15 protein-coding genes are annotated in these 18,630 nt (G+C 76.4%); 11 read left to right on the top strand and 4 right to left on the bottom strand.

The window, feature by feature from the left end; genetic code table 11:
* Positions 1–44 precede the first annotated feature (44 nt).
* Both ACI79X_RS12120 and ACI79X_RS12125 read right to left on the bottom strand, forming a co-directional pair.
* Positions 45–2,096 (bottom strand): acyl-CoA dehydrogenase family protein, encoded by a 2,052-nt coding sequence (locus ACI79X_RS12120; RefSeq protein WP_457025651.1) that lies wholly within the window; start codon positions 2,094–2,096, stop codon positions 45–47.
* The gene (locus ACI79X_RS12125; protein ID WP_457025652.1) at positions 2,093–2,752 is read right to left on the bottom strand and encodes a TetR family transcriptional regulator; all 660 of its coding nucleotides are present in this window, start codon (positions 2,750–2,752) and stop codon (positions 2,093–2,095) included. Before ACI79X_RS12125 ends, ACI79X_RS12120 begins: the two co-directional genes overlap by 4 nt.
* Before the next feature lie 90 nt (positions 2,753–2,842).
* Between ACI79X_RS12125 and ACI79X_RS12130 the strand changes: the two genes are divergently transcribed.
* From ACI79X_RS12130 to nagB, 10 genes are all read left to right on the top strand, one after another.
* Positions 2,843–4,132, top strand: coding sequence for an acetyl-CoA C-acetyltransferase (locus ACI79X_RS12130; protein ID WP_457025653.1), 1,290 nt, complete (start codon positions 2,843–2,845; stop codon positions 4,130–4,132).
* 14 nt (positions 4,133–4,146) lie between these two features.
* Positions 4,147–5,499 carry a 3-oxoacyl-ACP reductase gene (locus tag ACI79X_RS12135; RefSeq protein WP_457025654.1) on the top strand — a complete coding sequence of 451 codons (1,353 nt, stop codon included), beginning with the start codon at positions 4,147–4,149 and terminating at the stop codon, positions 5,497–5,499.
* On the top strand, positions 5,499–6,353 hold the full coding sequence (locus ACI79X_RS12140; protein ID WP_457025655.1) for a MaoC family dehydratase: 855 nt from the start codon (positions 5,499–5,501) through the stop codon (positions 6,351–6,353). The genes ACI79X_RS12135 and ACI79X_RS12140 overlap by 1 nt, the downstream gene beginning before the upstream one ends.
* Before the next feature lie 276 nt (positions 6,354–6,629).
* Positions 6,630–8,291: a hypothetical protein gene (locus tag ACI79X_RS12145; RefSeq protein ID WP_457025656.1), complete on the top strand. Its 1,662-nt coding sequence runs from the start codon at positions 6,630–6,632 to the stop codon at positions 8,289–8,291.
* A gap of 130 nt (positions 8,292–8,421) precedes the next feature.
* Positions 8,422–9,603 (top strand): ROK family protein, encoded by a 1,182-nt coding sequence (locus tag ACI79X_RS12150; protein WP_457025657.1) that lies wholly within the window; start codon positions 8,422–8,424, stop codon positions 9,601–9,603.
* 65 nt (positions 9,604–9,668) lie between these two features.
* Positions 9,669–10,994 (top strand): extracellular solute-binding protein, encoded by a 1,326-nt coding sequence (locus ACI79X_RS12155; protein WP_457025658.1) that lies wholly within the window; start codon positions 9,669–9,671, stop codon positions 10,992–10,994.
* A gap of 63 nt (positions 10,995–11,057) precedes the next feature.
* Complete coding sequence (locus ACI79X_RS12160) at positions 11,058–12,044, top strand: carbohydrate ABC transporter permease (RefSeq protein ID WP_457025659.1); 987 nt, start codon at positions 11,058–11,060, stop codon at positions 12,042–12,044.
* A complete protein-coding gene (locus ACI79X_RS12165) occupies positions 12,041–12,955 on the top strand; it encodes a carbohydrate ABC transporter permease (RefSeq protein ID WP_457025660.1) in 915 nt (304 codons plus the stop codon). Before ACI79X_RS12160 ends, ACI79X_RS12165 begins: the two co-directional genes overlap by 4 nt.
* On the top strand, positions 12,952–13,917 hold the full coding sequence (locus tag ACI79X_RS12170; protein WP_457025661.1) for an ROK family protein: 966 nt from the start codon (positions 12,952–12,954) through the stop codon (positions 13,915–13,917). The genes ACI79X_RS12165 and ACI79X_RS12170 overlap by 4 nt, the downstream gene beginning before the upstream one ends.
* Positions 13,918–13,924: 7 nt before the next feature.
* Positions 13,925–14,707, top strand: coding sequence for a glucosamine-6-phosphate deaminase (nagB, locus tag ACI79X_RS12175; RefSeq protein ID WP_457025662.1), 783 nt, complete (start codon positions 13,925–13,927; stop codon positions 14,705–14,707).
* A gap of 9 nt (positions 14,708–14,716) precedes the next feature.
* Here the strand turns inward: nagB and nagA are convergent, their stop codons facing one another.
* Positions 14,717–15,847 carry an N-acetylglucosamine-6-phosphate deacetylase gene (gene nagA / locus ACI79X_RS12180; RefSeq protein WP_457025663.1) on the bottom strand — a complete coding sequence of 377 codons (1,131 nt, stop codon included), beginning with the start codon at positions 15,845–15,847 and terminating at the stop codon, positions 14,717–14,719.
* Positions 15,844–17,304, bottom strand: a complete 1,461-nt coding sequence (locus ACI79X_RS12185; protein ID WP_457025664.1) for a glycoside hydrolase family 3 protein — start codon at positions 17,302–17,304, stop codon at positions 15,844–15,846. Before ACI79X_RS12185 ends, nagA begins: the two co-directional genes overlap by 4 nt.
* A gap of 243 nt (positions 17,305–17,547) precedes the next feature.
* Here ACI79X_RS12185 and ACI79X_RS12190 point away from each other — a divergent pair, with 243 nt between their 5' ends.
* Complete coding sequence (locus ACI79X_RS12190; RefSeq protein WP_457025665.1) at positions 17,548–18,624, top strand: ABC transporter ATP-binding protein; 1,077 nt, start codon at positions 17,548–17,550, stop codon at positions 18,622–18,624.
* Positions 18,625–18,630 lie beyond the last annotated feature (6 nt).

The raw sequence follows: 18,630 nt of genomic DNA on the forward strand, positions 1-18,630 counted from the left end.
CCGCGGCCGGACCGGGCGACGGCCGCCCGGTCCGGCCGCGCGGGTCACTGCCCGGGCGGGACGTCCACCGCGACGGCCGTGTCGTCCGGGGCGGCCGAGCCCGCCTCGGCGGTCAGCCGGGCGTCCTCCGCGGCCATGGCCTCCTGCCGGCCGGCCTCCTCCTCCAGGACCGCCGCGTTCTTCCACGCGTGCGGGATCCCGAAGCCGTCGACGAGCGTGACCACGTGCGGCCGCAGCTCGCCGAGCAGGGCGTTCACCGTGCCGGTCAGCGCCTTGGAGCGGGCCGGGGTGAGCTGCCCGTGCTCGAGGAACCAGCCCTTGTCGGCCTCGATGGTCGACAGCGCGTAGAGGTCGCACAGGACCTCCAGCAGGGCGCGCGCACCGGGGTCGGTGGTGCGCTCGATGCCCGCGACGAACGCCTCGAGGACGACCCGGTCGATGTGCGTGGACGCCGTCCGCAGCACGTGGTCCTGGACGCTGTTGAACACCTGGAAGGGCTCCATGCCGTCGGTGGCGGCGTTCCGGCGGAGCCGGCGGATGGCGCCCTCGAGGGTGTGCCTCTCGCGGAACTCGAACATCCGCAGCTGCCAGCCGCGGTCGCGCAGCGGCACGTCCTCGTCGCGGCCGGGGACGGCGTCGACGAGCCGGGCGATGAGCCCGCGGGCCGCCGTCCGCTCCAGCACCGTCTCGCGGACCATGTCGGCGACGAACGCCACCCGGCCCCAGCCGTCGAGCGAGCCGAACGCGTCGCGGTAGCCGGTGAGCAGGCCCTTGGCGACCAGCTGCAGCAGGACCGTGTTGTCGCCCTCGAAGGTGGTGAAGACGTCGGTGTCGGCCTTGAGCTGCGGCAGCCGGTTCTCCGCCAGGTAACCGGCGCCGCCGAGGGCCTCGCGGCACGTCTGGATGGTGCGGGTGGCGTGCCAGGTGTTGGCGGCCTTGAGCCCGGCGGCGCGCGACTCGAGCTCGCGCTGGGCGGCCTCGTCGACCTCCTCGCCGTGCTCGTGCACCGCCGTCTGGAGGTCGTGCATGGTGCCGACCAGCTCCTCCTGGGCGAAGGCCAGGGCGTAGGAGGTGGCCAGCGCCGGGAGCAGCTTGCGCTGGTGGACCAGGTAGTCGTTGAGCACGATCTCCCGGTCGCGGCCCGGGGCGGCGAACTGGCGGCGCACCTCGCCGTAGCGGACGGCGATGTCGAGGGCCATCCGGGTGGCCGAGCCGGCCGAGCCGCCGACGCTCACCCGCCCGCGCACCAGCGTGCCGAGCATGGTGAAGAAGCGGCGCGTCTCGTTCTGGATCGAGCTCGTGTAGGTGCCGTCCTCGGCCACCTGCCCGTAGCGGTCCAGGAGCATCTCGCGCGGCACGCGGACGTGGTCGAAGGACAGCCGGCCGTTGTCGACGCCGAGCAGCCCGGCCTTGGGGCCGTCGTCGCCGATGGTGACGCCGGGCATCGGGTGGCCGTCCTCGTCGCGGATCGGCACCAGCCAGGCGTGCACGCCCTGCTTCTGCCCGCGGGTGACCAGCTGGGCGAAGACGACGGCCATCCGCCCGTCCTTCGCCGCGTTGCCGATGTAGTCCTTGCGCGCGGCCTCGTGCGGGGTGTGCAGGTCGAAGGTCTGCGTGTCGGGGTCGTAGGTGCAGGTGGTGCGCAGCTGCTGGACGTCGGAGCCGTGGCCGGTCTCGGTCATGGCGAAGCAGCCGGGCAGGGCGAAGCTCATGATGTCGGGCAGGTAGGCGTCGTGGTGGCGCTCGGTGCCGAGCAGCTGCACGGCGCCGCCGAACAGGCCCCACTGGACGCCGGCCTTGACCATGAGCGACAGGTCGCCGTAGGCCAGCATCTCGATGGAGGTCACCGAGCCCCCGGCGTCGGCCTCGCCGCCGTACTGCTTGGGGAAGCCCAGCCCGACGCGGCCGGTGGCGGCCAGCTCGCCGGCCAGCCGGGTGATCCGCTCGCGGGCCTCCTGCACCGACTCGCCGTAGACCGGCGCGTACTTCGGGTCGCCGAGCTGCTCGCGGGCGTCGCGGCGCACGTGCGCCCACCGCCCGTCGAGCACCTCCTGCAGGCGCGCCGGGTCCACGGTGCGGGGGAGGGTGGAGGTCACTTCGTCTCCTCGTTGGTCGGTCCGGCGGGGGCGAGGCCGGAGAGCCCGGCCCAGGCGAGGTCGGTCAGGTGGGCGGCGAGGGCGGCGCGGGGCATGGGGCGCTCGGCGCGCAGCCACCAGTCGGCGGCGGCGCGCACGAGGCCCACGAGGCCGTGCCCCCAGGGGGCGGCGGCGGCCGGGTCGCGGCCGGCCTGCTCGAGGGCGACGGCGACCAGCGCGGCGGCCTGGTCGCCCACGAGGTCGGACAGCGTGCTGACCGGGTCGGCGGCGACCGGCCGGTCGAGCAACGGGTGGGCGACGACGAAGCGGTAGAGCTCCGGGTCGGCCTCCAGGAACGCCAGGTAGGTCTCGACGGCGGCGGCGACCATCCCGCGCGGGTGGTCGGTGCTGGTCATCGCCGCGCGCAGCCTCTCGGTCAGCTGGGTGGCGACCCGGTTGCAGACGGCGACGTAGAGCTCGCTGCGGTCGGCGAAGTGCCGGTAGACGACGGTCTTGCTCGTGCCGGCCTCGGCGGCGATCTCGTCCATGCCGACGCCCGCGCCGTGCCTGGCTACCGCGGCGACGGTGGCGTCGACGAGCTGCTCGCGGCGGGCGCGGCGGTGCTCGTCCCACCGCGAGTCCCGGCGGTCGCGCCGGCTCACCGTCTCGGCTTTCATGTAACCGACGGTACCGTGTACCGTCGGTACCGGCCACTCCATCAGCCATTCGCGCGCGAATGGCGCACCAGGGACCCCTGGAGGTCACCGATGAGCCCGACCCAGCCCCGCCGGGCCGCCGTCCTCGGCGGCAACCGCATCCCGTTCGCGCGGTCGAACTCCGCCTACGCGCAGGCCTCCAACCAGGACATGCTCACCGCGACCCTCGACGGCCTGGTCGCCCGCTTCGGCCTGCAGGGCCAGCAGGTCGGCGAGGTCGTCGCCGGCGCCGTCCTCAAGCACTCGCGCGACTTCAACCTGACCCGCGAGTCGGTGCTCGGGTCGCGGCTGTCGGCCGCCACCCCCGCCTACGACGTGCAGCAGGCCTGCGGCACCGGCCTCGAGGCCACCGTGCTGGTCGCCAACAAGATCGCGCTGGGCCAGATGGAGTCCGGCATCGCCGGTGGCGTGGACACGACCTCGGACGCCCCGCTGGCCGTGGGCGACGACCTCCGCCGCGTGCTCATCGAGCTGAACAACGCCAAGACCGTCGGTCAGCGGCTCGCGGCGCTCTCGCGTCTCCGCCCCGGCTCGCTCGTGCCCGAGATCCCGCGCAACGCCGAGCCGCGCACCGGCCTCGCGATGGGCGAGCACCAGGCGATCACCGCGCGGGAGTGGGAGATCGGCCGGGAGGAGCAGGACGAGCTCACCGTCCGCTCGCACCGCAACCTCGCCGCCGCCTACGAGCGCGGCTTCCTCGACGACCTGGTCACGCCCTACCTGGGCCTCACCCGCGACCAGAACCTGCGCCCCGACACGACCGTGGAGAAGCTCGCGAAGCTGAAGCCGGTCTTCGGCACGGACGACCCCGCGGCCACCATGACCGCCGGCAACTCGACGCCGCTGTCCGACGGCGCCTCCGCCGTCCTGCTCTCCTCCGACGAGTGGGCCGCCGCACACGGCCTGCCGGTGCTCGCCCACCTGGTCGACGCGCAGACCGCCGCCGTGGACTACGTGCACGGGGGCGAGGGGCTGCTCATGGCGCCCGCCTACGCCATGCCGGTGATGCTCGCCCGCAACGGCCTGACGCTGCAGGACTTCGACTTCTACGAGATCCACGAGGCCTTCGCCTCCACCGTGCTGGCCACGCTCAAGGCGTGGGAGGACCCGGCGTTCTGCAAGGAGCGCCTCGGCCTCGACGCCCCGCTCGGGTCGATCGACCGGTCGAGGCTCAACGTCAACGGCTCCTCGCTCGCGGCCGGCCACCCGTTCGCCGCGACCGGCGGCCGGATCGTCGCCTCCCTGGCCAAGCAGCTGCACGAGGCCGGCCCCGGCAAGCGCGGGCTGATCTCCATCTGCGCGGCCGGCGGCCAGGGCGTCGTCGCGATCCTCGAGTCCTGAAGGAGCTGCACCCCGTGAGCGACTGGTACACGTCCTTCGCCAACTCCGGCGTCGGGTCCTCCCTCGTGAAGCAGCTGGGCCTGCCCCGGCCGGCCGTGCTGCGCCGGTACGAGCCCGGCCGGCCGGTGCTGCCCGGCCCGGCCGTCGTCGGCTCGGCGGGGGAGGGCCGGCTGCGGGAGGCCCTGACCGGTCTCCTCCGCGACGCCGGCATCGCCGTCCTCCCGCCGCCCGCCGACGGCGCCGAGGCCGGGGAGCGGCCCGCGGCCGTGGTGCTCGACGCCACCGGCGTCACCGGCCCGGCGCAGCTCGCCGCGGCGCGCGACCTGCTCGCCCCCGCGGTGGAGCGGCTGCGGTCCACCGGCCGGGTGCTCGTGCTCGCCGACCCGCCCGCCGACGCCGGCTCCCCGGCCCAGGCGGCGGCCCGCCAGGCGCTCGAGGGCCTGGTCCGCTCGCTGGCCAAGGAGCTGCGCGCGGGCTCCACCGCCAACCTCGTGTACGTGCCCGAGGGCGCCGAGGCGTCGGTCGCGAGCCCGGTGCTGTTCTTCCTGTCCGGGCGGTCGGCCTACGTCGACGGGCAGGTGCTCACCGTGGCGCCGGCCGACGTCCCCGCCGGGGGCGACGACGAGCGCCCGCTCGCCGGCAGGGTCGCCGTCGTCACCGGGGCCGCCCGCGGTATCGGGGCCGCGATCGCCCGGGTCGTGGCCCGCGACGGCGCGCACGTGGTCGCCGTCGACGTCCCGGCGGCCGGCGAGGCGCTCGCCGCGGTGGCCAACGAGGTCGGCGGGACGGCGTTCCAGCTCGACATCACCGCGCCCGACGCCGCGCAGCGGCTGGTCGCCCACCTGCGCGAGCGGCACGGCGGGGTCGACGTCGTCGTGCACAACGCCGGCATCACCCGCGACAAGCTGCTGGTGAACATGGACGCCGCCCGGTGGGACTCCGTCATGGCGGTCAACCTGCAGGCCCAGCTCGACCTCACCCAGGCGCTGCTCGACGCCGACGGCGTGCTGCGGCCCGGCGCCCGCGTGGTGGCGGTCAGCTCGCAGTCGGGCATCGCGGGCAACCGCGGCCAGACCAACTACGCCGCGAGCAAGGCCGGCGTCATCGGCATGGTGCGCGCGTGGGCGCCCGCGTTCGCCGAGCGCGGCGCGACCGTCAACGCCGTCGCGCCGGGGTTCATCGTCACCGAGATGACGGCGAAGATGCCCTTCGGCACCCGCGAGGTGGGCGCCCGCATCAACTCGCTGCAGCAGGGCGGGCTGCCGGTCGACGTCGCCGAGACGATCGCCTGGCTGGCGCAGCCCGGCGCCGCCGGGGTGAACGGGCAGGTCGTGCGGGTGTGCGGCCAGTCGATGCTGGGGGCCTGATGGCGGTCACCGTGCTGGACGCCGCGCCGGGCCTGGGGGCGCTGTACGCCCGGGCCGCCGTCACCGCGTGGGGCCGCGGCGGGGACCTGCCCGCGGCCCGGCTCGCGCGTACCGGCGTCGCCGTCGACCGCGCGCACCTGGCCGCCTACGCGCGGGTGTGCCGGCTGCCGCTGACCGACGTCCTGCCGGCGACCTACCCGCACGTGCTGGCGTTCCCCCTGCAGATGGCGCTGATGGCCGACCGCGCGTTCCCGCTGGCGCTGCCCGGGCTGGTGCACGTGCGCAACACCGTCGAGGTGCTCGCCCCGGTCGGCGCGGACGCCCCGCTCGACCTCGAGGTGTGGGCCGAGCGGTTCGCCGCGCACCGCAGCGGTGCCACCGTCGACCTGTGCGCGACCGTCTCGGCCGGCGGCACGGAGGTGTGGCGGTCGCGCTCGACCTACCTCTCGCGCGGGGCCCGGGCGCCGGAGGGCGCACCGGCGGCCGACCCCGAGGTGGCCGTCGGGGACCCGCCGCGCGCCGTGGCCACCTGGCGGGTGCCCGCCGACGCCGGCCGCCGCTACGCCCGGGTCTCCGGCGACGTGAACCCGATCCACCTGGGGCGGCTTCCCGCGCGGGCGTTCGGCTTCCCGCGCGCCATCGCCCACGGCATGTGGACCGCAGCGTGCGTGCTCGGGGCGCTGGCGGGCCGGCTGCCCGACGCGCTGGCCTACGACGTCGCCTTCCGCAGGCCGCTGCTGCTGCCCTCGACGGTGCACGTGGCCACCGCGCCGGCCGGCGGCGGCTGGGACGTGGCGGTGCGGAGCGCGAAGGACGGAAGTGAGCACCTGATGGGCACCGTCCGCCCCCTCTGACGGTCCCGTCCGCCGGCACCGGCCCGCCGGCGGACAGGTGCCGGCGTCGTCCCTCGGCAGCTGTGCATCACCGCGACAGCTCCGATCGGTCAACTCCTGCGCCCCGTGCGAGCTGCACGGACGCCGCTGAGTAACGACTCGATCACGGCTCGTCCCGCGTCTGGTGGCGGGACGCCGCAGCACCGGACGGCCTGGTTCCGTGCCGGGTGCGTCCGGACGGCCGGGCACCGTGCCCGGCGTCCCGGGCCCCGCGCAGGGAGTCCGACCGTGCGACCCGTGTCCCCCGCCCGTCGTGTCCTCGGCCTCGGTGCCGCGGCCGCCGTGGCCGCCTCCTCCGTGGTGCTCACCGGCGGCGTCGCCGCCGCGGCACCGCTCGAGCCCTACACCTTCAGCCACACCTGGACCGGTCCCTACGGGCTGGTCTTCGTCCCGGAGGCCGGCTACTGCCGGGTCGAGTGGGTCGTCGTCGGTGCCCAGGGGGGAGCGGACGCCGACGGCAACCCCGGTGCGCGCGGTGGCGAGATCCGGGTGACGACCGACGTCGAGGCCGGGATGGACTACTTCCTCCAGGTCGGGGAGCAGGGCGCCTCGCACGCCGACGGCTCGGCCGGCGGGCGTATCACCAACGTGCAGTCCGGGGAGGACGGGGACCTGCAGGGGCTCGGCGGTGGCGGCGGGGGCGGCGCCACCGTGGTCATGGGCAGCGACGGCGAGGACATCGTCGCGGCGCTCGGCGGGCGGGGCGCCGGTGCCGACGGCGGGGCCGGGGGCGACGGCCACGAGGGCTCCACCCCGCCGCACGGCGCCAACTACGTCGCCGCCCCGTACACCCCTACCTCCACGGGCGTGACCACCCGGACGGGACACGGCCTGATCTCCGGGACCGTGCTGCCCTGCGACAGCACGCCCGTGCTCCCCACCCCTCCCGCGGCGCCGGAGCTGACGTCCGCGCTCGCCTCGCCCGGCACGGTCAACGTCCGCTTCACGCCGGTCCCCGCCGCCGACGGGCGCGCTGCGGCCACCGGCTACGAGGTGAGCCTCGACGGCGGGGCGACGTGGGCGCCGGTCCAGGCCCGACTCGGGAGCGCCGGTGCCACCGCGACCCTCACCGGCGTCCCCGCAGGTCAGTACCGCGTGACCGTGCGGGCGACGAGCGCGGCCGGCCCGGGCGCCGCGAGTCGCGTCGTGCCGGTGACCGTGCCGCAGGTCGTCGGTGTGCCCACCGACGTGCGGGTCACCGCCGGCGTCGCCTCGATCACCGTCACGTGGGCGCCGCCGGCGACCGGCACGCCCGTCGGCGGTTACGTCGCGGAGTCCTACGACGCCGCCGAGGAGGTCAACGGCACGCCGATCGCGATGTGCCAGACCGACGTGGCCGGCCGCAGCTGTGTGCTCCCGGCGGTCCCGGGCCACCGCTACCGGGTCACCGTCATGGCCGGCGGTGGCGCGTCCACGGTCGTCGGCCCCTCGGGCGTCGTCGCGGCACCGGCGGTGCCGGCCACCGTCCCGACCGCCTCCGGCCCCCTCGGCGCGCCGGCCGGCCCGTCGGTCACCGCGGGCCGTGCCGTCACCCTCACCGGCTCGGGCTACCTGCCGGACTCCACGGTCACGCTGGTCGTCTACTCCACGCCGACCGTGCTGGGAACCGTCGTCACGGACGGGAACGGCGCGTTCAGCACCACGGTGACCCTGCCGTCCGGGCTGGCGTCCGGTGCCCACACGCTGGTCGCCTCGGGCGTGGACCCGGCGGGCAACCCGCGCGCCCTGGCGCTGCCGGTCACGGTCGCCGCGACCGGCGCCGCCGCCGGCGGTGGGTCCGCCGGGTCCGGCGGGCTGGCCTACACCGGCGCCGACGTGGCCGTCCCGGCCGTCGGCGGTGTGGCCGCGCTGCTGCTCGGCGGCGGGCTCGTCGTGGCCGCGCGGCGCCGCTCCGCCTGACCTCCCGCACCCCCGGAGCCGTCGTCCCCCACGGGACGGCGGCTCCGGTCGTTCGCGGGGGGGTCACCGTTCGGTCTCCGGGCAGCCACCCTCTTGACACGGGATATGTAAGGACGGTTGCCTAACAAATGTGACCGCCGACGCAGCGCCGCCCGTCCCGCGTCGCCGTCCACTGCGCCCGACGCGCAAGGTGCTCCCCGAGCACGCCCGCGCGCACCACCGCTCGATGGTGCTGCAGCACCTGTTCCACTCGGGTCCCCGGTCGCGCGCGGACCTCGCCCGCGCGACCGGGTTGACCCGGGTGACCGTCTCGGACCTGGTCTCCTCGCTGCTCGCCGAGGGTCTGGTCTCCGAGCTCGGCGTCCGCGCCGAGGGCCGGGTCGGCAAGCCGGCCACGCTGGTCGGCCTGCGCACCGACGCGTTCTCCATCGTCGCCGTCGACCTCGCCGACGACGAGCGCATGCACGGCGCGGTGCTGGAGCTCTCCGGCACCGTCCGCGAGCGCCGGTCGGCGCACGTGCAGGGCCTCACCGGCGCCGCCGCCCTCGAGGCGCTGACGGCGCTGTGCCGCGAGCTGGCCGAGGCGTCCCCGCTGCCGGTCCTGGGGGTCGGCGTCGGCTCACCCGGCGTCATCACCCCCGCCGGCTGCGTCGTCCAGGCGCCCAACCGCGGCTGGTACGACCTGCCGCTGGCCGCCCGGCTCACCGAGGAGCTCGGCCTGCCGGTGCACGTGGCCAACGACGCCAACACCGCGGCGCTCGGCGAGCTCACCTACGGCGACGCCACCGGCGGCGGGCTGATGGTGCTCACCGTGGGCGGCGGCGTCGGCGCCGGGATCGTCCTCGACGGGGCGCTGGTGCACGGCGACTCGCACGCGGCCGGCGAGCTCGGCCACGTCACCGCCGTCGACGAGCGGGACGACGTCGACGGTGCCCCGCTCGGCCGGCCCGCGCGCTGCGCCTGCGGGCGCACCGGCTGCCTGGAGACCGTGCTGTCGGTCCCCGCACTCCGTCGTCGCGTCGAGGGCCTGGCCCCCGCCGACGCCGCCGCGGCGCTGGCCCAGGTGGGCCGGCGGCTCGGCATCGTGCTCGCCCCCGTGGTGAGCGCGCTCAACCTCCCGGAGGTCGTGCTGCGCGGCCCGCGGGAGCTCCTGGACGGCCCTCTGCGGGAGGCGGCCCTGGCCACCCTCCGCGAGCGGACGATGCCGGTCATCAGCGGCACGGTGCAGCTGCGGATGACCTCGCTCGACGAGGACGGCGCCCTCTCGGGGGCGGCCGTGCTCGTGCTGTCCGGCCAGCTCGGGGTGACGTGACCACCCCGAGCCGGCCAGGTGCACGTCGGAGGACCCAACCCGCGCGAACGAGGAGGAACCCCAACATGAGAAGAGTACGCACCGGCGGGCTGGCCGCCGCTGCGGTCGCGTCGCTGCTCGCCGTCTCCGCCTGTGGCGGCGGCTCGACGGCGGAGGCGTCCGGGGACACCGAGGTCCGGCTCTGGCTCAACGGCACGGACACCCCGCAGGAGCTGCGCGACTACCTCGTCGAGACCTTCGAGGCCGAGCACGAGGGCATGACGCTGGTCATCGAGGAGCAGGACTGGAGCGGCCTGGTGCCGCGCCTGCAGACGGCCCTGGCCAGCGAGGACCAGACGCCCGACCTGGTCGAGGTCGGCAACACGCAGAGCCCGACGTTCACCTACGCCGGCGCCTTCAGCGACCTGTCGGACATGTACGACGAGCTCGGCGGCGACGACCTGCTGCCCGGCTTCGTCGAGGCCGGCACCGCCGACGGCACGCTCTACGCGGTGCCCTACTACTCGGGCGCCCGCGCGGTCTTCTACCGCAAGGACCTCTTCGAGCAGGCCGGCGTGGCCGTGCCGCAGACCCTCGCGGAGTTCCGCGCCGCGGCCATCGCGCTGCAGCAGGCCAACCCGTCGCCGGACTTCAGCGGGTTCTGGTTCCCCGGGCAGGACTGGTACAACGGCATCGCCTGGCTGTTCACCGGCGGCGGCGAGCTCGCGGTGCAGGAGGGCGACCGCTGGGTCGGCGCGCTGTCGAGCCCCGAGTCGCAGGCGGCGCTCACCGAGGTCCAGGACCTGTTCACCAACGCCACCCGGGCGCCGCGCGACGCCGACTCCGACGAGCCGTGGGTCGCGTTCAACAACGGCCAGGCCGCCATGTTCTCCGCGCCCACCTGGGCCCGGTGGAGCATCGCCCTGCCCGAGTGCGACAAGGGCGTCGACCCCGACGACACCTCGCCCGAGGCCGAGGCGCTGCTCGCCGAGCAGCAGGCCTGCAACGAGGAGCGCACCGGGGTCTTCCCGCTGCCCGGTGAGCAGCCGGGCACCCCGGCCACGGTCTTCGCCGGCGGCTCGAACATCGCCGTCCCGACGATGTCCCAGCACCAGGAGGAGGCCCGCGACCTGCTGCGGATCATCTACTCCGAGGAGTTCCAGACGATGCTGGCCGAGAACGGGCTCATCCCCGGCAACAGCCAGTACGCCGACGCCCTCGGGGACGACCCGTACGCGCAGGCCGCGCTCGCCGCGGCGGTCGACGCGAAGCTGACGCCGGCCGCCGAGCGGTGGGCCGACGTCGAGGGCGCCCGCATCCTGGAGGACTTCTTCCAGCAGATCGCCAGCGGGGCCGACGTCGCGCAGGCCGCCGCCGAGGCCGACCGGCTCCTCGAGGAGACGCTCAACTGACCGCCCGACCGGGGAGGGCGCGCCGCCCGCGTCCTCCCCGGTCCCGGACGCCCGGAGCGCCCCATGGCCGCACCACCCCTGCCGCCGGAGACGGCGGCGCCCCCGCGCGACCCCGCGCCCCCCGGCCCGGCCCCGGCGCCGCCCCGCCCGGTGCCCCGGCGGGCCCCCTGGCGGGCGCGCCTCAACCCCTACCTGCTGCTCGTCCCGGCGCTGGTGCCGATCGCCGTCGGCCTCGGCTACCCGCTGGTCCGCCAGTTCCTGCTGTCCTTCCAGGAGTACGGCCTGGCGCAGCAGTTCGGCCGGCCCGCCGAGTGGGTGGGCCTGCGCAACTACACCGAGCTGCTGAGCGACCCCTACGTCTGGGGCGTCATCGGCCGGTCGGTGGCGTTCTGCCTGGTCAACGCCGGGCTCACCATGGCCGTCGGTGTCGGGCTCGCCGTCCTGATGAGCAAGGTCGGCCGCGCCGCCCGGATCACCCTGCAGGTCGGCATGCTGCTGGCCTGGGGCACGCCGGTGCTGGCCACCCTCACCGTCTGGCAGTGGCTGTTCGACTCCCGGTACGGCGTCGTCAACTGGGTGCTCGCCGGCCCGCTCGGGCTGGCCGAGTTCCGCGGCCACTCCTGGATCATCGAGCCGGCGTCGTTCTACCTGGTCGCCACGGTGATCGTGGTGTGGATGAGCGTGCCGTTCGTCGTCTTCACCACCTACGCCGCCCTGCTGCAGGTGCCGGCCGAGTGCGTGGAGGCCGCCCAGCTCGACGGCGCGACCGCCTGGCAGCGCTTCCGCCACCTGTCCCTGCCGCTGGTCCGGCCGGTGCTGCTCATCGCCGCGCTGCTGCAGGTCATCTGGGACCTGCGGGTCTTCACCCAGATCCACGTGCTGCAGAAGGCCGGCGCCCCCACCCGGGAGACCCACCTGCTCGGCACCTTCGTCTACTCGCTGTCCCGGGAGTTCTCGATGGCCGGCGCCATGGCCACGGTCATGCTCGTCCTCACGCTGCTGCTCACCGGCTTCTACATCCGCCGCATGCTGCGGGAGGAGGAGCTGTGAGCGCCGCCGTCCCGCCCGCGGTCGCCGTCCCGCCGGCCGCCCGCGCTCCCCGTCCCGCCCGGCGGCGGCGGCGCGTCCGCCCGCGCACCCGGGCCGCGCGCTGGCTGCTCGGCGCGTTCGCCGTCGCCGTCGCGCTCGTCTGGGCCTTCCCGATCTACTGGATGGTCAGCAGCGCCTTCCTGCCGACGGCGCAGCTGCAGCGGCCCGAGCCGACCTTCTTCCCCGTCGACGGGACGCTGGCCAACTTCCGGCAGGTGCTGACCGACGAGTCGTTCTACGCCTCGTTCCGCGTCTCGCTGGCGGTCACGGCGATCACCCTCGCCGGCGCGGTGCTGTTCGCGTTCGTCGCCGCACTCGCGATCAGCCGATTCCGTTTCCGCGGGCGGAAGTCGTTCATCGTGACCATTCTCGTGGTGCAGATGATCCCCGCGGAAGGTCTTTTCATCTCGCAGTACGCGGTGCTCGACGGATGGGGTCTGGTCAATTCCGTCCTGGGTCTGTCCATCGTCTACGTCGCCGCCATCCTGCCGTTCACGGTGTGGATGCTCCGCGGATTCGTGAACGGCGTCCCGATGGAACTGGAGGAGGCGGCGATGGTCGACGGCCTGTCGCGTACCCGCGCCTTCTTCCGCATCACCTTCCCGCTGCTGGCGCCCGGCCTCGTGGCCTCCGGCGTCTACGGGTTCCTGCAGGCGTGGAACGAGTACACGCTCGCGCTGGTCGTCATGACCGAGCCGGGCGAGCGGACCCTGCCGCTGTGGCTGCAGGGCCTGGTCGAGGCCAACCGGGCCACCGACTGGGGCGTGGTCATGGCCGGCGCGACGCTCATCGCCGTGCCGGTCATCGGCTTCTTCCTGCTGGTGCAGAAGCGGATGAGCGCCGGTCTGGTGGCCGGGGCGGTGAAGGGGTGACCGGGACCGCGGGGAGCTGGTCGGCGGGTCTGGACATCGGGGGCACCAAGGTCCTCGGCGTGCTGCTCGACGGCGCCGGGACCGTCCGGGGCAGCGTGCGGGTGCCCACCCGCCGCGGCACCGACGGCGTGGTGGCCGCCGCCGCCGAGGTGGTGGAGCGGCTGTGCGCCGACGCGGGCCTCGACGGTGCCGGGCTGGCCGCCGTGGGCGCCGGCGTCCCGGGGCTGGTCGACCCGGACTCCGGGGAGGTGTCGCACGCGGTCAACCTCGGCATCGACGACCGCGGGGTGGCGCTGGCGCCGCTGCTGTCCGCCCGGCTCGGCGGGGTGCCGGTGACGGTGGAGAACGACCTCAACGTGGCCGCCGTCGGGGCCGCCCGGGTGCTCGGGCTGCGCGGCGACCTCGCGCTGCTGGGCCTGGGCACCGGGGTGGCCGCGGGCCTGCTGCTCGGCGGCGGGCTGCGGCGCGGCCACGGCGGCGGCGCGGGGGAGATCGGGCACGTGCCGCTCGACCCGGACGGCCCGCCCTGCCCGTGCGGCCAGCGCGGCTGCCTGGAGCTCTACGCCTCCGGGTCGGCGCTCGACGCCGCCTGGCCGGCGCCGGACGGGGTGCCCGCGGCGGCCGCCGTCTTCGCCGCCGCCGGGGCGGGGGACGCGGCGGCGCTGCGGGTCCGCGACCGGTTCGCCGGCGCGGTCGCGGCCGCGGTGCGCCTGCTGGTCCTCACCTGCGACGTCGAGCACGTGGTGCTCGGCGGCGGCGTCGCCGAGGTGGGCGAGCCGCTGGTGGCGGCCGTCCGGGACCGGCTGGAGCGGCAGGCCCACGGGTCGCCGTTCCTGCGGAGCCTGGGCATGCCGGCGCGGGTGCAGGTGGTCCCGCGCGGGGTGCCGGTCGCCCCGGTCGGCGCCGCGCTGACCGCCCTGGAGGCGGCCGGACCGCGGCTCGCCGAGCCGCTCGCCCTGTGAGCGCGCCGTGGAGGTGATCGTCCTGCCGGGGCCCGACGACGTCGCGCAGGTGGCCGCCGACGTCGTCGCCGACGTCGTGCGGCGGCGCCCGGACGCCGTCCTCGGGGTGGCCACCGGCTCCTCGCCGGTGGGCGTCTACGCCGAGCTGGCCCGCCGGGTCGGTGCCGGTGAGCTCGACCTGTCCGGCGTCACCGCCTTCGCCCTCGACGAGTACGTGGGGCTGCCCGCCGGGCACCCGGAGTCCTACGCCGCGGTGGTCGCCCGCGACGTCACCGGTCCGCTGCGGCTGGACCCCGCGCGGGTGCACGTCCCCGACGGGCGGGCGGGCGACCTGGAGGCCGCCGCGGAGGACTACGAGCGGGCCATCGCCGGGGCCGGCGGCGTCGACGTCCAGCTGCTGGGCATCGGCACCAACGGGCACATCGGGTTCAACGAGCCCACGTCGTCGTTCGGGTCGCGGACCCGGATCAAGACGCTCACCGCCCGCACCCGCGCCGACAACGCCCGGTTCTTCGCCTCGCCGGAGGAGGTGCCGCTGCACTGCCTCACCCAGGGGCTGGGCACCATCCTCGAGGCGCGCCGGCTGCTGCTGGTCGCACACGGCGAGGGGAAGGCCGCATCCGTGGCGGCCGCCGTCGAGGGGCCGCTGACCAGCATGTGCCCGGGCTCGGCGCTGCAGCTGCACCCGCGGGCGACCGTCGTCGTCGACGAGGCGGCGGCGGCGCGGCTGACCCTGCTCGAGCACTACCGGCAGGTCTACGCGGCCAAGCCCGCCTGGCAGCGCCCCTAGGCGCGGGGCTCAGCGCACGCGGGCCCCGGCCGCCCACACGGCCGTGACGGACCGGTCCGCGTCCAGGGCGACGACGTCGGCCGCGTAGCCGGGCGCCAGCCGCCCCAGCCGGTCGCCGAGGCCCAGCGCGCGGGCGGGGACGGCGGTCAGCGCGGCCACCGCGGGCACCAGGCCGACGCCCGCGGCGAGGGCGTTCCGGAGCGCGGCGTCCTGGGTGAGCGTGGAGCCGGCGATCGTGCCGGTGCCGGTGAGCACCGCCCGGCCGCCCCGGACGGTGACGTCGAGGGCGCCGATCCGGTGCGCGCCGTCGGGGCCGCCGGCCGCGGCCATCGCGTCGGTGACCAGCGCGACCCGTCCGGGCGCCCCCGCGAGGAGCAGCGCGGCGACGACGGGGTGCACGTGCACGCCGTCGAGGACGAGCTCGAGGACCACGCGGGGGTCGGCGAGCGCGGCCCCGACCGGGCCGGGCTCGCGGTGGTGCAGGCCGGGCATGGCGTTGAGCGCGTGGGTGAGCAGCCGGGCGCCGGCGTCGAAGGCCGCGGCGGTGAGCGCGGCGTCGGCCCCGGTGTGCCCGACCGCGACGACGGCGCCCGCGGCGGTGAGCGCGCGGACGGCCTCCAGCGCGCCGGGCAGCTCGGGCGCGACGGTGACCTGGCGCAGCGTGCCGCGGGCGGCGGCGAGCAGCCGGGCGACGTCGCCGGGCGCGGGCGCGCGCAGGTGCCGCGGATCGTGGGCGCCGCAGCGGGCCGGCGCCAGGAACGGGCCCTCGAGGTGCGCGCCGAGCACGGTGGGGTCCTCGCGGGCCAGGTCGGCGATGCCGGCCAGGGACGCCTCGAGCCGCTCCAGCGGGGCGGCGACCAGGCTGACCACCGACCGCGTGGTGCCCGCCGCCCGGTGCACGGCGAGCGCGGCGCGGATCGCGCCGGGGCCGTCGTCGAAGGCCGCCCCGCCGCCGCCGTGGGCGTGCAGGTCGACGAAGCCGGGGACGAGGTCGGCGCCCGGGAGGTCGACGGTGCCGTCGGCCGGGGGCGGGGGACCGGTGCCGGTGGCGGCGATCGTCGCGCCGTCGAGGAGCACCCACCCGCCGTCGACGGCGCCGCCCGCGTCGACCAGCCGCGCGCCCCGGACCAGCGTGGTCATCCGGCCAGGACCGCGGCGGCGGACTCGGTGAGCACCCGCGCGGCGCCGTGCGTGACGACCACCGGACCGGGAGTGAGGACGGCGTCGTCGGGCATGCCGAGCGCCACGACGACGGCGTCGGGCCGGTGCGCGAGCAGGTCGGCGAGCCAGGCGCGCTCGGCGGGGTGCCGGTACGCGTCTCGGACGGCGACCACCAGCGGGCGGCCCTGCGCCCGCGCGGCCACCGCGGCGGCGCCCGGGTCGCCACCGCGCACGGCCACCGCCTCGCCGAGCAGACCCCGCTCCGCCAGCGGGTCCGCGAGGCTCCACCGGGCGTCGCCGACGGCCATGTTCGCCTCCCCGCGCACCTCGACGACCACGGCCGGCGCGGTCAGCGGGGCGACGTCGCGGCAGCGCAGCGCCCGGCGGGCGGCGACCGCACCGGGGTCGCCCTCCGGCGCCGGGCCGGCGGCGCGGGCGGCCTGACGGGCCCGCAGCGCCCGCACCCGCCCGGCCGCCTCGTGCAGCCGCTCCTCGGGCAGCGCGCCCGCGCGGACGGCGTCGGTCACCGCCCGGCGGATCGCCGCGCAGTGCTCCTCGCCGTCCTCGGCGCCGACCAGCAGCAGGTCCGCGCCCGCCGCCAGCGACAGCGCGCCGGCCCCCGCGATCCCGTGCGCGGCCCGCACCCCGGCCATGTCGAGGGCGTCGGTGACCACCACGCCGCCGAACCCGAGCTCGCCGCGCAGCACGTCGACCAGCCAGCGGCGGCTGAGCGTGGCCGGCTGCCCGTCGACGGCGGGGAAGACGACGTGCGAGGTCATCACCAGGTCCACGCCGGCGGCGACCGCGGCGGCGAACGGCGGCAGCTCGCGGGCCCGCGCGGTGGCCGGGTCGACGTCGACGACCGGCAGGCCGAGGTGGGAGTCGACGGTGGTGGCCCCGTGGCCGGGGAAGTGCTTGGCGCAGGCGGCGACCCCGGCGGCCTGCAGACCGGCCACGAACGCCGCGCCGTGCCGGGCCACCAGCGCGGGGTCCGCGCCGAAGGAGCGCACGCCGATGACCGGGTTGCGGGGGTCGCTGTTGACGTCGACCGACGGCGCGAGGTCGACGTCGACCCCGGCGGCCCGCAGGTCGGCGCCGACGGCGGCGGCCACCGCGCGGGTGAGCTCCACGTCGTCGACGACGCCGAGCGCCAGGTTGCCCGGGTAGCCGCTGCCGACCAGGTAGTCCAGCCGCGTGACGTCGCCGCCCTCCTCGTCGAGGGTGACCAGGGCGTCGGGCGCGGCCGCGTGGACGGCGTCGCTGATGGCCCGCACCCGCTCGGGCGCCGGCTGCGCGGGCCCGCCGGTGAGGTTGGCGCCGTAGACGCAGACGCCGGCCATCCCGCGGTCCAGCGCCGCGCGCACCCAGTCCGGGACGGCGGTCCCGGAGAAACCGGGCACGAGGCACGCGTCGACGAGGTCGTCCAGTTCCGGCATCGTCCGCCGTTTCCGTCGGTGCGCCGCAGAATGGAGCCGGACGGCTCCCGGAATGGCGCGCGGGCAGCCTATCGGCACCCGGGCGCCCGCGGCCACGCCCGCCATTCCGACGGCGTCCAGGAATGGACGCCGGGGCCTTCTCCCGGGGTCTGTCCTGCACTACTGTCGCGGCGTGCCGGGCGCCGTCCCGGCGTGCGCGGGAAATGGCTGCCCGTGCCCCTTCCCGTCCCCGGAGGACCCGCGATGGCGACCGTCACCTACGACTCCGCGACGTGCGTCTACGACGGGGCCGACCGCCTCGCCGTCGACGCGCTCGACCTCGAGGTCGCCGACGGCGAGTTCCTCGTCCTCGTCGGGCCGTCGGGCTGCGGCAAGTCCACGTCGCTGCGGATGCTCGCCGGCCTGGAGCGGGTGGACGCCGGGCGGATCCTCATCGGCGGCCGCGACGTCACCGACGCCGCGCCCAAGGACCGCGACGTGGCGATGGTGTTCCAGAACTACGCGCTGTACCCGCACATGACCGTCGGCGACAACATGGGCTTCGCGCTGAGGATCGCCGGGGTGCCGAAGGCGGAGATCCGGGAGCGGGTGGCCGAGGCGGCCCGGATGCTCGACCTCGAGCAGTACCTCGACCGGCGGCCCAAGGCGCTCTCCGGCGGCCAGCGGCAGCGCGTGGCCATGGGCCGGGCGATCGTCCGCCAGCCGCAGGTCTTCCTCATGGACGAGCCGCTGTCCAACCTCGACGCCAAGCTGCGGGTGCAGACCCGCACCCAGATCGCCTCGCTGCAGCGCCGGCTCGGCGTGACCACGGTCTACGTCACCCACGACCAGACCGAGGCCATGACCATGGGCGACCGGGTCGCCGTGCTCAAGGACGGGGTGCTCATGCAGGCGGGCCGCCCGCGGGAGCTCTACGACCGGCCGCGCAACGTCTTCGTCGCGGGGTTCATCGGCTCCCCGGCGATGAACCTGTTCACCCTCCCCGTGGCCGACGGCGGCGTGCGCCTCGGCGACCAGCTCGTGCCGGTGGCCCGCGAGGCCCTCGGCTCCGCCGACGCGGCCGAGGTCGTGCTGGGAGTGCGCCCGGAGGACCTCGAGCTCGCGGCCGAGGGGCTGGCCGTGGAGGTCGACGTCGTCGAGGAGCTCGGCGCCGACGCCTACGTCTACGGCCGCGCCCGGCTCGGCGGCGACACGCACGTCGTCACCGCCCGTGTCGACGGCCGCCGCCCGCCGCAGAAGGGCGACGTCGTCCGGGTGGCCCCGCGGCCGGGCTCGGTGCACCTGTTCCGCGCCGGCGACGGGGAGCGCATCGCCGCCTGAGGGCGG

It is taken from the genome of Geodermatophilus sp. SYSU D01119, assembly GCF_054049975.1.

What these genes read in the sequence shown, in the direction of transcription:
- ACI79X_RS12130 (WP_457025653.1), top strand. Translation starts at nt 2,843, where the DNA reads ATGAGCCCGACCCAGCCCCGCCGGGCCGCCGTCCTCGGCGGCAACCGC.
- nagA (WP_457025663.1), bottom strand. Translation starts at nt 15,847, where the DNA reads ATGACCACGCTGGTCCGGGGCGCGCGGCTGGTCGACGCGGGCGGCGCC.
- ACI79X_RS12190 (WP_457025665.1), top strand. Translation starts at nt 17,548, where the DNA reads ATGGCGACCGTCACCTACGACTCCGCGACGTGCGTCTACGACGGGGCC.
- ACI79X_RS12160 (WP_457025659.1), top strand. Translation starts at nt 11,058, where the DNA reads ATGGCCGCACCACCCCTGCCGCCGGAGACGGCGGCGCCCCCGCGCGAC.
- ACI79X_RS12125 (WP_457025652.1), bottom strand. Translation starts at nt 2,752, where the DNA reads ATGAAAGCCGAGACGGTGAGCCGGCGCGACCGCCGGGACTCGCGGTGG.
- ACI79X_RS12140 (WP_457025655.1), top strand. Translation starts at nt 5,499, where the DNA reads ATGGCGGTCACCGTGCTGGACGCCGCGCCGGGCCTGGGGGCGCTGTAC.
- ACI79X_RS12185 (WP_457025664.1), bottom strand. Translation starts at nt 17,304, where the DNA reads ATGCCGGAACTGGACGACCTCGTCGACGCGTGCCTCGTGCCCGGTTTC.
- ACI79X_RS12155 (WP_457025658.1), top strand. Translation starts at nt 9,669, where the DNA reads ATGAGAAGAGTACGCACCGGCGGGCTGGCCGCCGCTGCGGTCGCGTCG.